This is a genomic window from Sediminibacterium sp. FW305-C-49 (genome assembly GCF_058231085.1).
Window position 1 is genome coordinate 1 of the sequence record NZ_JBIQXS010000001.1, and the last position, 15,691, is coordinate 15,691.

Annotated in this window: 12 protein-coding genes; 5 read left to right on the forward strand and 7 right to left on the reverse strand. The window is 40.7% G+C overall.

What is annotated here, in order from left to right; translation table 11 throughout:
* The 6 genes from ACH3Z1_RS00005 to rpsL form a co-directional block, all read right to left on the reverse strand.
* Positions 1 to 1,489 (reverse strand): beta strand repeat-containing protein (locus ACH3Z1_RS00005; RefSeq protein ID WP_490819744.1); only part of this gene is annotated, 1,489 nt, incomplete at its 3' end.
* 30 nt (positions 1,490 to 1,519) lie between these two features.
* Entirely contained in the window at positions 1,520 to 2,362 is an 843-nt protein-coding gene (locus ACH3Z1_RS00010; RefSeq protein ID WP_490819746.1) for a hypothetical protein, read from the reverse strand.
* A gap of 219 nt (positions 2,363 to 2,581) precedes the next feature.
* Positions 2,582 to 3,094, reverse strand: coding sequence for a T9SS type A sorting domain-containing protein (locus tag ACH3Z1_RS00015; protein ID WP_490819748.1), 513 nt, complete (start codon positions 3,092 to 3,094; stop codon positions 2,582 to 2,584).
* On the reverse strand, positions 3,084 to 3,536 hold the full coding sequence (locus tag ACH3Z1_RS00020) for a hypothetical protein (RefSeq protein WP_490819750.1): 453 nt from the start codon (positions 3,534 to 3,536) through the stop codon (positions 3,084 to 3,086). Before ACH3Z1_RS00020 ends, ACH3Z1_RS00015 begins: the two co-directional genes overlap by 11 nt.
* 540 nt (positions 3,537 to 4,076) lie before the next feature.
* Positions 4,077 to 4,544 (reverse strand): 30S ribosomal protein S7, encoded by a 468-nt coding sequence (gene rpsG / locus ACH3Z1_RS00025; RefSeq protein WP_133475846.1) that lies wholly within the window; start codon positions 4,542 to 4,544, stop codon positions 4,077 to 4,079.
* Between the two features lie 36 nt (positions 4,545 to 4,580).
* Positions 4,581 to 4,961: a 30S ribosomal protein S12 gene (rpsL, locus tag ACH3Z1_RS00030; protein ID WP_026767866.1), complete on the reverse strand. Its 381-nt coding sequence runs from the start codon at positions 4,959 to 4,961 to the stop codon at positions 4,581 to 4,583.
* 271 nt (positions 4,962 to 5,232) lie between these two features.
* On the opposite strand from rpsL, the gene ACH3Z1_RS00035 reads away from it, so the two are divergent.
* On the forward strand, positions 5,233 to 10,239 hold the full coding sequence (locus ACH3Z1_RS00035) for a T9SS type A sorting domain-containing protein (RefSeq protein ID WP_490819752.1): 5,007 nt from the start codon (positions 5,233 to 5,235) through the stop codon (positions 10,237 to 10,239).
* Between the two features lie 51 nt (positions 10,240 to 10,290).
* On the opposite strand, the gene ACH3Z1_RS00040 is transcribed toward ACH3Z1_RS00035, so the two are convergent.
* Positions 10,291 to 11,355, reverse strand: a complete 1,065-nt coding sequence (locus ACH3Z1_RS00040; RefSeq protein ID WP_490819753.1) for a branched-chain amino acid aminotransferase — start codon at positions 11,353 to 11,355, stop codon at positions 10,291 to 10,293.
* Positions 11,356 to 11,421: 66 nt separating this feature from the next.
* Here ACH3Z1_RS00040 and ACH3Z1_RS00045 point away from each other — a divergent pair, with 66 nt between their 5' ends.
* Genes ACH3Z1_RS00045 through ACH3Z1_RS00060 form a run of 4 tightly spaced genes read left to right on the forward strand, consistent with a single transcriptional unit; the run spans position 11,422 to position 15,662 of the window.
* Entirely contained in the window at positions 11,422 to 11,949 is a 528-nt protein-coding gene (locus ACH3Z1_RS00045; RefSeq protein WP_490819754.1) for a hypothetical protein, read from the forward strand.
* Positions 11,949 to 12,548, forward strand: coding sequence for an RdgB/HAM1 family non-canonical purine NTP pyrophosphatase (rdgB, locus tag ACH3Z1_RS00050; RefSeq protein WP_490819755.1), 600 nt, complete (start codon positions 11,949 to 11,951; stop codon positions 12,546 to 12,548). Before ACH3Z1_RS00045 ends, rdgB begins: the two co-directional genes overlap by 1 nt.
* Positions 12,535 to 12,969: an acyl-CoA thioesterase gene (locus ACH3Z1_RS00055; protein ID WP_490819756.1), complete on the forward strand. Its 435-nt coding sequence runs from the start codon at positions 12,535 to 12,537 to the stop codon at positions 12,967 to 12,969. Before rdgB ends, ACH3Z1_RS00055 begins: the two co-directional genes overlap by 14 nt.
* A gap of 11 nt (positions 12,970 to 12,980) precedes the next feature.
* On the forward strand, positions 12,981 to 15,662 hold the full coding sequence (locus tag ACH3Z1_RS00060; protein ID WP_490819758.1) for a glycoside hydrolase family 3 N-terminal domain-containing protein: 2,682 nt from the start codon (positions 12,981 to 12,983) through the stop codon (positions 15,660 to 15,662).
* Positions 15,663 to 15,691: the final 29 nt, after the last annotated feature.

The window sequence follows — 15,691 nt, forward strand, 5'->3', positions numbered from 1 at the left end:
CAAAGGTACCTGAGCCACCAGTTACACTTGTAGCACTCAATGTTCCTACCTGTGCGGTACCGGTTACACTTAAATTAGAAAGACCACTTAAGTTAGAGATATTCGCATTCGTAGCACTTACTGTTCCTGCCTGAATAGTGTTCGTTACACTAAAGTTATTTACACCAGTAAGATTTGAAATGTTCGCGGTAGTTGCACTGATTACACTTGTTGCAATTGTTCCACTTGCTGTTATGTTTTGAATATTAGCAAGATTTGTAATCGTGTTTTGTGTCCCAGCATTCAGTGTTGCACTGATCGTACCACCTACGATATTGCCTGTTACAGTAATATTATCAAAAATACCAGAGGAACCTGTAATATTTGTAGCACTTACAGATCCGGCCTGTATCGTATTACTTACACTCAGGTTCGTTAATCCACTTAAATTGGTAATTGTTGCATTGGTTGCACTTAGTGTGCTTGCCTGTATCGTACCAGTTGCACTCAAATTCGCCAATCCAGTAAGATTGGCAATATCGGCATTGGTTATTTTTGCATTGGTAGCAGTAATTGAATTGATATTCGCAAGGCTGGTAATACTCGCCTGAGCAGTTGGCGCAAGTGTACCACTGTAAGTTCCACCTGTAATAGTGCCTGTTACTACGAGATTAGGCAATGTATCTACATTCACTTTTAACTGTGCCATACTAGCCCTAATAGCAGCCAATGAATCTAAGAACCTTTGCTCACGAACATAACCGCTAAGCATAGCGGCAGTATCAGTTATAAAAAGAAAATGAGACGATGGTATCTTTCTGAGTGTACCATTAATCGTAGTTACTATCGAATCTGTTTTTTGACCCGTAACAGTAGGCGCAGCGAGATTGCCCACATTTTTTGGAACCCATGCATTCAATGCAGCATCCCATATATATGCCTGTCCATTTGTTGGAGCCGTACCCGAAATCTGTCTACTCATCAATCTACTGGCATTCCACAATGCAGCCGTATTCATGGCAGCAACAATCCATTCATTCGTTCCTGCTACATTTGTTACTTTAATACCTGTCGTTTCATCTCCACTCATCGTTATTGCACCAACCTGGCCGTTGAATGTAACAACACCTGTATTATTATTTTGGGTTCCAAAATTTACCCAGATTCCATTTTGTCTGAAATAAAATTTATCATCCACCAAACTATAGACCAGCATACCATTCACAGCGTTAGCATCCGGTATAGCCAATGTATCAGTTACACGTGGTAATAAAAGGGCTTTATCTAAACCATCAATTTGTAAAGCAATATTATTATTGAGAATTCTAGCCGTACCTATAGCAATGCCCTGTGCATTCACAATACGGAATCCATTCATACGCAAAGTATCAGTTGCAATATGATTACCCAGGTTGTCTCCAAATTTCTGCGCATTGGTATTTGACACAAATGACAATAATACCAATCCCAGGATGATCACCCCTTTAGGTATAACAGTAACTTTTCTCACTATGCGATGAATAAAACTCACTAATAAAAATTATTTTACAATTACTATTTTATACTGGCTACCTCTTACATTTACCTGCTTGGCGGTAAAATTGCCAAAACGTATCTTTATCTCCCCATCATCTTTGCACCAGGCGCTATAGACTGTCCAATCAACATAATCTTCTAAGGCCGTAATCAAAATAGCATCTCCCGCTTTAGCTTTTTCTACTTTGAGTGTAATTACCGTACTGGTATTGGGCCCAATTTCAGCATCTGCTCCAAGCGCCGAAGTAGTACCACTGGTTATATTGGTTACCTGTGTAATACTTGCTTGCGTTGCTTTTGGTGTTGTCCAACTTACTTTTCCAGAACTATCAGTTATTAAATAAGTATTGGGGTCACCCGGTGCAATATTTGTACTCACATTTGTTACACTGGCATTTCCTGCATACAATGCATAAGGCACACTCATGATCTGAGATGTGCCAATATCAATGTAATTATTCGCGGCTATCCACCATGGAGCAGGTATAGAAGGGGCTACGGCAATTTTTGTATTGATAAAATAAGGGCCATTCCCCCAATCTATTTTATTCAAACTGTCTTTCAGGGCTGGGTTGGTAGATCGTATACCTCTACCCATGGTGTACCCAAATACCCCATCATTGTCTGATTGTACCTGATGCGATTCCTCATACACCAATGTACCCCCAACTGGCGTTCCATGGTATATCGCACTACGAATATGAATCGTACGGTTACGCGCAGGGTTTCCCTGGTTATCCTTGGCCACATTTTGTAAGAACCAGAATGGTGGCGGCTGGGCAATCAGGCTTTCAGTCAGAAAAACTAACAGCAACAGAATACCCAGTTTGATCGTTGTGTTTTTCATACACGGTTAATTATATACGGTTAACAATTAAGTTCAGACTTAATGGTTTTCCATAGGATACGGCTTTCAAAACCCTAGTTGCTCAGAGGACAAGACTTTTAAAAAATGGTCTTTCATAGGATATGTCGATGTCTCTCTTATATCTTCAAGGTATTCAGTAAGTTACGATAATCCTAACTTGCAAAACTACCCATTATATCAACCTATTAATAAAACGGACTATATTTTAATCAATCTTAAAGCATAGCGTTTATTCATCAATTCTACTACCACTGTATATGTTCCCTGTGCCCAATGGCTGGCGTCGATCATATAACCTGCTTTTATCTTACTCATAGCCACATTCTGACCCAATAATACCTTCCCTTCCAGTGTGATCACTTTTACCTGACAAAAGAGATTCTGATCAAATTCACCTGATGCTTTTAACATGGTAGAACCACGGGTAGGATTTGGATACACATTTAACGACAGAGAAAAGCGCATAGTATCTGCTACCGGTGGCTTTTCCTGACAGGTCGGGTCAAATGCACCGGTACCATTGTTGGCAATGTTCAAAGTAGACGCGGAACCACCTATTACCAGGCACTTAGACGAACCTCCGATGTTTGCAGAGGGGGTAGATATGATTCCACTGTTGGTACTCAGGAAACTAATACTCATCTGGGCTTTACCTGAAACACAGGCAAGCACCAAAAAGACGATGATATATGTAAGTTTCTTAATTGGCATAATACACTTCTCTCACAATCTGTGAAGGGTAACCCGGAGGGTTACTGATTTCCAGATCCATTGACTTCTCCTTTAATTCAAGAATGATGTAATCTCTCACCAGACCACCTAAAGGACCATTTGTTATAGTTTCCTTTAATTGAAGCTGGCTTAACAAACGGGCTGTGCCTCTGTTACCATCGTCATCCAGGAAAGTCGCGGTAAAAACAGCGTTAAGCGACCTGGTGTAGGTCTTATAATATTTCTTTTGGGCATCGGTCAGCGGCTGTAATACCCCGTTCACATATATCGCTTTGAGAAACCATTGCTTATTACCCAACTCACTGGTCAGGTAATCGAACATCTGTTCATGCTGCGATTTAGGAACAACAGGATCTTTACTGCAACCAGTAAAAAAGAAAGCACCTGACGCCAATAGGGCTGTCAAAACAAATGCTTGCATTTTTTTAGTCAGTTTCATCTTTTGTTGATTTCCAGATTATTTTGCTTGGTTATTTCAGAAATCGATGCTTTCTGAACAGCATGGCCTGCAGAGGATGACGATCGTTTGTCTTCTGTGCGGGGCGGTTTATTGGAAAAAACGGCAACACCGGACAGATCAAAAAACCGTGGATGGATTGGATTGGTTTGGTTTCACAGGTTTGGACTGGATGCAAGTGCTTGACTTACAGGATTCGGCGTGGATAAGACGCTTTCTTCAGAGAATCAGGATTTTGATTTGCGACTCGTTGATCATCAACTTGTTCGCATAGAATTAATACAGCTTTTCAGGGACTGGATTAAGGATTGAAAATGAGCGGATTAAACTCATTTTAGGGATTCAAGGTGCGGATTAAAAGCGCGGTGCTTAGTAGGATTGGATATTGTAATGCAAATATAACACGATAAGCGTGTAGTAATTCAACTACGAAGTCATTTTAAGCGAATTATAATATACATAAAAAAAGCCCCTAAAGGGGCTTTTATATAAAAAATATAAAATTTATACTTTGAAGTGAGAGAAGGCCTTATTTGCTTCAGCCATTCTGTGTGTGTCTTCTTTCTTTTTGAAAGCAGCTCCTTCACCTTTACTGGCCGCAACAATCTCATTTGCCAGCTTGTCAGCCATGGTACGACCATTACGCTCACGGCTATAACGGATCAACCATTTCATGCTCAGCGAAATCTTACGATCGGCACGTACTTCAGATGGAATCTGGAAAGTAGCACCACCAATACGGCGACTTCTAACCTCAACAGCAGGTGTAACATTGGCTATCGCCTTTTTCCAGGTTTCATAGCCATCTTCACCAGTCATCTTGGTTACTTTGTCTACTGCATCATAGAAAATATTGATTGCAGTGCTTTTTTTACCCTGCCACATCAGGTTATTAATAAAACGGGTTACCAGTTTGTCATTGAAACGACCATCTGGCGCTAAGGGTAATTTTTTGGCTTGTGCTTTACGCATGACGTATAGTAATTAGCTGATTAACAGATTATTAGGTTATTTTTTTGCCTTTTCTTTCTTGGTTCCGTATTTAGAACGGCTCTTCTTACGGTCTTTTACACCGGCAGTATCGAGGCTACCACGAACAATGTGGTAACGTACACCCGGAAGATCCTTCACACGACCACCACGGATCAATACGATGGAGTGTTCCTGTAAATTGTGACCCTCACCCGGGATATATGCGATAACTTCTACTTTATTGGTCAGACGCACTTTCGCTACTTTACGCAGAGCTGAGTTCGGTTTCTTTGGTGTGGTAGTGTATACCCTGGTACACACGCCGCGACGCTGCGGACAAGCATCCAAAGCCCTTGATTTACTTTTGGCCCTGATAATTTCGCGACCTTTTCTAACTAATTGCTGTATTGTAGGCATTCTTTACCGTTTAAAATTTCGGACGGCAAAGGTAATGGCTGCATCGCAAACTTCAAAAAGTTTTCAAAATTTTTACGAGAGACTGTGGATAATCTCTCCTAAAAAGCCATTTCTGATGCCCATAACCGGGCAGATTAAACCAAAAGAACAACCCTTTTTTTAAAAAACAGGTAAAAATACCATCAGAAATCATGTATTAATACGCGGTTCAGGTAGGCTCCGCCTTTTCAGTCTTTTCCCACCTTAGGTTTAAGCTGTAAAGCCTGAACCCATGATTAAATATCTACTTTTTTGCTCTTCTTTGGTAGCCGCCACAAAATTCTTGAATGCCCAGGTATCCCCTCTTCCCTATCAGCAAGCCGGTACTACCCTTGAACAATCATTTAACGGGCTGCCAGCTACTGGAAGTTTTACGCTCACCGGAAAAGGGCCTTTCACCCTTGCCCATCCAACACTTGCCACTACCGCCATGCTAGGTTGGTATATTGTACAAATAACCGGCAGCCAACCAAATACGAATTTTTCCACTAGCACCGGATCCGCCACTGGAAGCGGAACCTATAGCTATGGAACCAGCGGTAACCAGAATCGGGCCTTGGGGTCGCTTGCAGCAGGCACCGGCACTTATGCTTTTGGATTGATCCTGAAAAATGAGACCGGCATGATCCTTAACCGCATCCAAATTCGTTTCCTGGCCACTCAATGGCGGAAAGGCGGATCGGCTAACAAAAATACCTGGCTCTTTGCTTACCAGCATGGAGATTCGGTTAAACCAGCAACAGATAGCTTAATCAAAAACAGCAGATTCGATCTTTCATCTTTGCATTCCAGCTCCGGTGCAGCTACTTTGAACGGACATTTACCCGTTAACCAGGTCTGGATGGAAGACAGTATTTCAAATATTCGCTGGCTACCCGGCCAGGAATTGCTTTTACAATGGTCTGATGTTGATGAACCAGGCAGTGACGATGCCATGGCCATCGATGATTTTCGTTTCAAAGCATATCAGCAGGTGGCTGCACCTACCATCAGAGTTGCCGATCCAGATACCATTGGTTCCCGACATGCCATACTTAGGGCTGCAATAAATGATCAATTGTTGAATACTACTGTGGAATTACAAATTGATACCACCGAAAATTTCCAGACCGCACAAACTGTACAGCATATTATTCCGTCTTCAATTCCTGCAGGCGCTGGAGATGTATGGGCGCGTGCGCATATTGATGACCTGCTACCTTCAAAAAAATATTATTATCGTTTTGTTGCAGAAAATCAGCAGGGCATTCGCTATAGTACCATTCAACAATTCATCACAAAACCCGATCTGGCTATTGTACAGACCGATTCTCTTGTACAGACAAGTAGCAATAGTTGTACTGTTTTCGGCTCAGTCAAATCAAATGGTGGTGATCTGATACAGGAAAGAGGTATCTGTTGGGGTACCGATTCTTTGCCAACCATTCACCAGAACAGCATTCTTATTGCAGACAATGCTTACATTTTTTCTGCTGACATTCACCAGCTTTCTTCCGGCACAAAAATTTTCTTTAGAAGCTATTGTAAGAATTCAGCAGGCATCGCATACGGAAATGTTCTTTCCTGGTTTACACCAACAACCATTAGGAGTTTTAAAAGAAATGGACAAGCTATTTCCAACAATGATACGATTGTATATGAATTACAATTCAAAGACAAAGTCAAAGGCATTACAACAGATCATTTTCAATTATTGAAAGATACCAATTCCACTGCCGGTATTGTTCAACTGATAGAAAAAGATTTATCCTGGCAGATCGTCATCAATACCGGAAACACAAACGGAAATATTGCACCCGTTTTTCTTGCATCCTCATCATATGAACCAAATGTTTTCAATGCTCCATCTATTGCAAATACAACTCAAATTGATAAAACGGAGCCCGTCATTCACTCCATTCATTGGGTTAATCGCCCGTACAAATCAGGAGACACAATTCACCTATTTGTAAGCACCACCGTTGAAAAAGGTTTACTGAAAATGATTGATGGGAATTTACTCGGCTATCCTTTACAACAGTTCACCAGCATCAATGACAGCACCTGGAAGGCTTTTTGTGTGATCAAAAATGGCGGGCGTGAAATGCCGGGCGAGAACGATATCGAAACAACCATACTGCTTGCTGATGAAGCAGGTAATCAAAATAAGCAATCCTTATTCAGCACAAAACAAAACAATGATGCCATTGACCTGACAAGACCGCTTGCAGAACGAATCATTCTTCCGGATAAAACTTTATATAAGTCCGGAGATAGTTTATTGCTCAGTTTACAATTCAGTGAAGCTGTTTTTTTAGACAGTACAAATGGTGCGCCTCTTTTATCTGTTACAATCGGAACCAGAATCAGGAACCTTTTTTTATTACGTACACAAAACAATAAACTATTTACTTTTTGCTACATGATACAGCCTGATGAACTTGATATGGACGGTCTCCGTGTAGCCAACAGTATTATACTCAACAATGCTATCATTACAGATATAGCTGGCAACCTTTTCATCAATAATATTCCCAATGCCGGTGTGTTCAGTACGATAAAAATTGATGCTGTTGCCCCGTTTATTACCCATGTAATCACCCCTATTGCCAGAACATATGGTATCGGCGATACCTTATTTTTTCATGTATTTGTCTCAGAATCGCTCATCCTTCCCCAACAACAGCAGTCGCCTTATCTTGAAATAACAGTGGGCAATACAGTACAACAGGTAAACCATTTTCCGGGAACTAATAATCCACTCACATTTTTCCAGATCGTACAAAAAGAAACATCAGATAAAAATGGCATCAACATCAGGAATATTCTGTTGAGTAGTGAGCTCATCTCAGACAGTAGCGGAAACAAAATAGAACCAACCTTAAAAAGCATAGGAAGTTTAAGCGGTGTATTGATTGATGGCATGGCACCAACTTTTAAAGACAGTGTTGTATCAGTAGAAGTTTGTGCAGACAAATCACTCAGACTCGTTGATGCGATAAAATTCGATATGGCCGAACAGAATGAAATATTAAGCTGGATCATTTTTTCAGCCCCTGCCAAAGGCAGTATCATTGGTTTGCCGTTAAGCAGCAGATGGACCGTTGACAATTTGTTATCATCAAATATCATTTACACCCCTACCCTTGCGGAGGCAGGATTCGATGAATGTATTATACAGGTATCTGATGGCGTGAATAAATCATTGCAGAAAATAAAAATTCGAATCAATCCGCGAATTGTTGATAACCATATCTTTCCAGATCAAATAATCTGTGCAGGTTTTTCTGCAGAACCCCTGAAGGGCAAACAACTAAAAGGGGGAAATGGTATTTATCAATTCACCTGGCAATCAAACAGCAACAATAGTTACGAAACAGCCACTGGTGTTCATGATCAGGAAATATATCACTCATTGAATTTACATACCAGTACAAAATTCAGGCGTATTGTATCATCAGGTAACTGCGCAGACACATCTGATAATATAATCGTTGAAGTGCGGAAAAATGGATTATGGCTGGGCAACCAATCCAATCACTGGAATACCGGCTCAAACTGGTGTGGGGGGCTGGTGCCGGATCGTCAGACAGATGTTTTTATCGGTCGTACCGACAATCAAAAAATCATCCTGGTGAATGACAGTGCAATATGCAAATCGTTGTTTGTAGATAGTTCGAGATTAATCATGCTGAATGCCCCACTTGTGTTTACAGGTACATTATCCGGATTCAATAACATCAATGCAGCTAATGGTACACTTATTTCTGCAGGAAAGGAAAAACAACTATTAGAAACGAAAGTATTATTTAATAAATCACTGGCTCGTTTAATTGTTGCTGGGCTTGAACTTGAACTCAACGACAGTTTGCATATCAGCGATTATTTCTCCATTCAAAAAGGAATATTTAATACCAACGATAAACTTTACCTCAAACAAAAAGCGGTAAATTTTCCGAATGCATCTGGTATTTCTTTAAAAGGAACTCTGTCAAAAAGCAAATACTTTACAGGTAGGGAAAAAGAAATGCTATTGCATCATCCTTTCAGGGATGATTTACCTGTTCAGGGCATTACTGATACTATTTATACGATTCATGGCTCCCAACCAGCAAATAAAAATCAGCCAGGTATTGTGTGGGAACCAATTATCGCAAACAACAACATGCAATGGCCATCATTAAATGGAATTGTTCTATCAAAACCAGGTGTGCCGCTGAAGACAAAAGATTCTTTATCGTTTCTGCTAAACGGGTCAGTTTTTACAGGAGATGTAGTACTTGCGTTTGCTACAAATTTGGACAGCAGTTATTTATTAACAGGCAACCCATACCTGTCGCCTGTTAATGCTAAACACATTAACAGAAGTGAAGGAATCGGAAACCATTATTGGGTTTGGGATACAGGTTTTGCAACACATGGCGCCTACCGCAGTAAATCATTCTCATCCAATAATACGATACAAGAATTTGAAGGTTTTATTATCAAATCAACATCACGCAATCGTTTATTATTATCTTATGCAGAACAGGTAAAACTGGTTACAGCTATCCCAGATTCCTTGGAAGCTGTTATTGAAAACACACACCAGCTTGAAGTAGTTTTATTAAAAGACCATAAGATTCACGATCAATTATTGATACTCGATGTGGACTCTGCAAGAACCAGGTATGACGCAGCAGATGCAGAAAAAATAATCAATCCCGAATCAAACCTGTATAGCCTTAGCGCAGATACCATTCCATTATCCATTGATGCAAGGTGGATGACAAACAGAACTTATATTCCCATTGGCATTGATACAAAAGTCAATGGCCAGTTTATACTTAAATTTTCCCGTGTATGGCTAAAGCCAGGTATTGATCTGGAGTTGCATGATCTGTATACGGGAAATAAAATAAAAATCGATACGAATAAACCTTACCAGTTCAACATTACTTCTGATGCCGCAAGTTCTGGAAGAAACAGGTTTGTCATCCGATCACCTCAACAACCTGATCCACCGGAAGAAGTTCTCACACTTCAACTTTATCCTGTACCAACTGCTGATTTCCTGGTGGTAGCGATAGAGGCGAAACAAAAAGCACTTACTACCATATTGATCAGGAATTTACAGGGACAGGTATTAATTAACAGATCGATGGGAGAACAACAAACATTCACTCAACACATCAGCGTCGCAGGATTATTCAAAGGTCATTATATCGTGGAAGTTCATGCAGGGAAATATGTGATTGCAAAAACCTTCATCAAATTATAACAAAAAGGGCTCGCGAATCGCGGGCCCTTTTGCATATATGCTATACGAAAATTATACTTTATACATCCAACCGTGTGTATCAGCAGCTCTTCCTTCGCGGATATCGGTAAGACGTGCTTTTAATTCAGGGGCTGTCTTCCATTTATCCGTATCAAAATGCATGACATAATCTTTGTAACGCAATTCTTTGATGAGTGAAATGGTAGCAGCAGTACCGGTTCCAAATACTTCGTATAATAACCCTGCACGATGTGCATCTATCAGATCATCGATACTGATTTTCTTCTCAATGACTTCAAAGCCCATGTCTTTCAGCACTTCTATGGCACTGTCCCTGGTAACACCTGCCAGAATGGTTCCCTCTTCCAGAGAAGGTGTTACCGCAGTGTTTCCAATGATAAAGAATACGTTCATGGTTCCTACTTCCTGCAGGTAACGGTGTTCGAATGCGTCGGTCCAGAGTACCTGATCGTAACCCGCTTTTTTAGCCTGCGCTGTTGCGAGCATACTGGCACCATAGTTACCGGCATTTTTAGAAAACCCAACACCTCCGGGAGCAGCTCGTGTATATTTTTCTTCCACATAAATCTTCATGGGAGCTGTGTAATATGGCCCTGTAGGACTTAAAATAATCATGAATTTATAGGTCTCTGAAGGTTTAACACCAATAACAGGATCAGATGAAAACATGAAGGGACGGATATACAATGAATGATCCTTCATCGACGGTACCCAGTTCTTATCAAGATCAATCAACATGCGCATACCTTCCATGAAAATTTCTTCCGGAACGGTTGGCATCTGCATACGTTCAGCAGAAATATTGAATCGTTTAAAATTATCTTGCGGGCGGAAAATAGCCACATTGCCATCCTGGTCTTTGTAGGCTTTAATACCTTCAAAAATAGCCTGGCCATAATGCAAAGCAGCAACAGAAGGTTCCATCAACAAGGGCTGATAAGGCTTGATCTCCACATTTTTCCACTCACCATTTTCATAATCTGCCTCCAGCATATGATCTGTAAAATATTTCCCGAAAGGAATATTTTCCAAAGTCATTTCGTGTAACTTACTTGTCTCAACTTTCGAGATGTTTATGTCTAGTGCTGCTGTCATAGTTCTATATTTGGCGCAAAGAAACGAAAAAATTAAAAACTAACAACTGTTAATATTTAACATTATATGAACCCACCCAACATTCAGCTTCCAGATTTTGTACTGTCTGACTTGTACAAGACACAGTTGGTGGTGATTAATGAATCAACAATTGACAGCAATTTACCGCAAAAAAAGCAGTCTGAAGCACCTGCAAAACCTGAATTTTTAGGGGACAACAGAAAAAATATATGCATCCTTGTTAAAGATGACCAGGCTGTGTATTTAAACGACAATTCTTTACAATTTTTATCGGCCATTCTTGCAGCCTGCAAACTTAATTTAGGGGATGTGGCCATTGTTAATTTTCACACCAACGTTTTCGATTTTTCTGCACTGAAGTCCTGGTTAAAACCCCGGTATTTACTGGTCTTTGATATTCCGGCCGCCTCTTTACAACTGCCATTTGATTTACCCAATTACCAGGTTCAGGCTTATGACCAGTGTGCCATGCTATTTGCTCCTTCACTGAGTCTGATGACAGACGATTCAAGGGAAGCCAAACTCGAGAAAAGTAAATTATGGCTCAGCCTCAAAAACATGTTCAACATCTAATGAGCAAACCAACCCTCATATTCGCCACCAATAATCAACATAAGGTTGATGAAATCAGCAGCGTTATTGGTAATCAGGTACATGTTATCACTTTACAAGATGCAGGTATTGATATTGATATACCTGAACCACACCCGACGCTCGAAGCAAATGCCACTGAAAAATCTGTTACCATTCATCGCTTAACCGGGAAAAATGTATTTAGTGAAGATACAGGGCTGGAAGTATTCGCCCTGAACGGTGAGCCGGGAGTGAAAAGTGCCCGATATGCAGGTGATCAAAAGAATTTTCAGGCAAATATTGATAAACTCCTCTTCAATTTGCAGGACAAACATCATCGTACAGCACAATTCAGAACCGTAGTTTCGCTGATCTGGGATAACCAGGAATACCAGTTTGAAGGTATTTGTAAAGGAACCATTTCCACCTCGCAATCGGGTAATGGGGGCTTTGGATATGATCCTGTTTTTGTACCTGAAGGTGCATCCATAAGTTTTGCCGAAATGTCGATGGAAGAAAAAAACAAATACAGTCATCGGAAAAAAGCCATTGTACAATTGGTCGACTTTTTAAAACAGTATACGGATGAATCGAATTAAACTGACACTTCCTGAAAGTTTTTACTTTTCAACTGAACTGGTCATCAGAATTACTGACCTGAATTATGGCGGACATGTAGGCAATGATGTGTTTCTCTCCCTGATACACGAAGCCCGTCAGCAATATTTGCTTTCACTGGGTTATAAAGAACTTTCCTTTGCTGGCGTTGGACTAATCATGGCCGATATGGCATTGGAGTATAAAAGAGAACTCAATCACCTCGATCGTATACGCATTTCAGTAGCTGCAGCCGATCTTGACAAACTTGGTTTTGATCTTTTTTACAAAATAGAACTGTCAACAGATGAGGGCTGGTCCCTGGCTGCGAAAGCCAAAACAGGCATGATCTGTTATGATTATGCAACGAAGAAAAAAGTAAGCATACCTGAAGAAGCTGTTGCTAAACTTACCCATACATAAGAAAAGAACACATGAAGCGGCAATGTTTTTACTCTTTCTTTCTTGTTATAATAGCAAGTGCTTGTTTAAGCATTTACAGTATTGCGCAAGTCCCTGCCTATAAAAACAAAACATTACCCATACCAGAAAGAGTAAAAGACCTTCTTTCAAGAATGACCCCGGAAGAAAAATTTTTCCAACTATTCATGATACCTGGTGACATTAAAAAAGGAGAAGAGGGAAAATACAAACATGGTTTATTTGGCTTTCAGGTAAGTGCCGGTTCTACAGATGGTAATGTGGCGCAACAGATGCTGCAATACAATACAAAAGAGAATGCAGGTAGTCTTGCAAAAAAAATCAATACCCTTCAACGCTATTTTGTAGAACAAACCAGACTGGGCATTCCCATTATCCCATTCGATGAAGCCTTACATGGTTTGGTTCGTGAAGGAGCCACTGTTTTCCCGCAAAGTATTGGCATGGCTGCTTCCTGGAACACGCCGTTAATGGAAAAAATAGCAGCCGCTATTGCAAAAGAAGCAACCATTCGGGGCATCAGACAGGTATTATCGCCAGTGATTAATATTGCATCGGATGTACGCTGGGGACGTACCGAAGAAACCTATGGTGAAGATCCTTTCCTGAGTGCAAAAATGGGTAGTGCATTCATCCGATCGTTCGAACAAAAAAATATCATCACCACACCCAAACATTTTATTGCCAATGTAGGCGATGGCGGTCGCGATAGTTATCCCATTTATTTTAATGAAAGACTATTACAGGAAGTTCACTACCCTCCTTTTATAGAAGCCATTCAAAAAGCAGGCGCCAGGTCTATTATGACTTCTTACAATACAGTAGATGGAAGTCCTGCTACTGCCCATAAAAAATTGCTGACCGAAATCCTCAAAAAAGACTGGGGCTTTACTGGTTTTGTTATTTCAGATGCCAGTGCAGTAGGCGGTGCTAATGTTCTACACTTTACCGCCAAAGATTATGCTGATGCAGGTAAACAATCGATCAGTAATGGACTGGATGTGATTTTTCAGACACAGATTGAACACCATCACCTTTTTATACCTCCTTTTCTTGATGGCCGTATTCCACCACAAAGAATAGATGATGCAGTAGCCAGGGTACTGACTGCCAAATTTGAACTGGGGTTATTTGAACAGCCTTATGTTGATGAACAATCGGCTGTTGATACGAGTTATCATAAGACACACCAGCTACTGGCTAAACAGGCCGCTCTCGAATCAATTGTATTATTACAGAACAACAAAAATGCACTGCCGCTTTCAAAAACTATCCGATCTATTGCATTGATAGGATCTGATGCAACTGAAGCAAGACTGGGAGGTTACAGTGGTGCAGGGAATAACAAAATCAATATTCTGCAAGGTCTTCAGTCATTACTACCGGGAACAAAGATCAGCTACAGTGCAGGTGTTCCAAGGAATACAACATTATCCACGGTTATTCCGGAAACTGTATTATCGCATACAAGTGGCGGTCAAAAAATAAACGGGCTGAAAGGATCTTATTACAAGAGCATTGATCTCTCCGGAACACCCGTAGTGGAACGCACAGATAAAACCATCGACTTTCACTGGACTTTGTATGGGCCCGACCAGCAATTACCCAATGATTTTTACAGCGTTCAATGGACTGGTAATTTGCGGGCACCGGCCAGCGGGAATGTTATGATAGGGCTTGAAGGCAATGATGGTTTTCGTTTATACCTCGATCATCAGCTCATCATTGACCAGTGGGAGAAGCAGAGTTATCATAGCCGGATGGTACCGGTTCAGTTAGAGAAAGATAAAGAGTATGCCATTCGCATTGAGTTTAAAGAAACCAATGGTAATGCGGGCCTTAGGCTCATATGGAACTGGGATGTAATCGACAATCATAACGCTGCCATTCAGCGGGCAGCAGCAGTTGCAAAAGAAACAGATGCTGTAATTGTTGTAGCCGGAATTGAAGAAGGTGAATTCAGGGATCGTGCTTCTTTGCAATTACCCGGATTACAAGAAAAGCTTATCATGGAACTGGTAAAAACAGGAAAGAAAATCATTGTGGTGCTGATTGGTGGCAGCGCCGTTACCATGACCAACTGGATCGATCAGGTGGATGCAATAGTAGAAGCCTGGTATCCCGGTGAACAGGGCGGACATGCGATTGCAGAGGTATTAATGGGCGATTATAACCCGTCCGGTAAATTACCCGTTACATTTCCGCTTTCAGAAGCCCAGCTACCGTTGGTGTATAACCATGCACCAACAGGTCGTGGTGATGACTATAATAACCTGAGTGGTCTTCCGCTTTTTCCATTTGGATTTGGTTTAAGTTATACCAACTTTCAATTTTCAGATCTTCAAATTGAACATGCAACTTTGAAAAGAGGAGACAGCACTTCCGTTTCCTGTATCGTTACCAATACAGGAAAAAAAGATGGAGATGAGGTTGTACAATTGTATATCCGCGATATATTGTCGTCCGTTTCACAACCTGTTATGCAGTTAAAAGGCTTTGAACGCATTCACCTGAAAGCCGGCGAAAGCAGAAAGGTGATTTTCAAAGTATTACCAGAACATCTTTCTCTATTTAATGCAGACATGAAAAAAGTAATTGAACCAGGAGATTTCAGGTTGATGATTGGTTCATCATCGAGAGACATTAAGCTCAAAGGAAATATGACTGTTCAATAATGAATATAGAATATCCAATGTCCAACTTC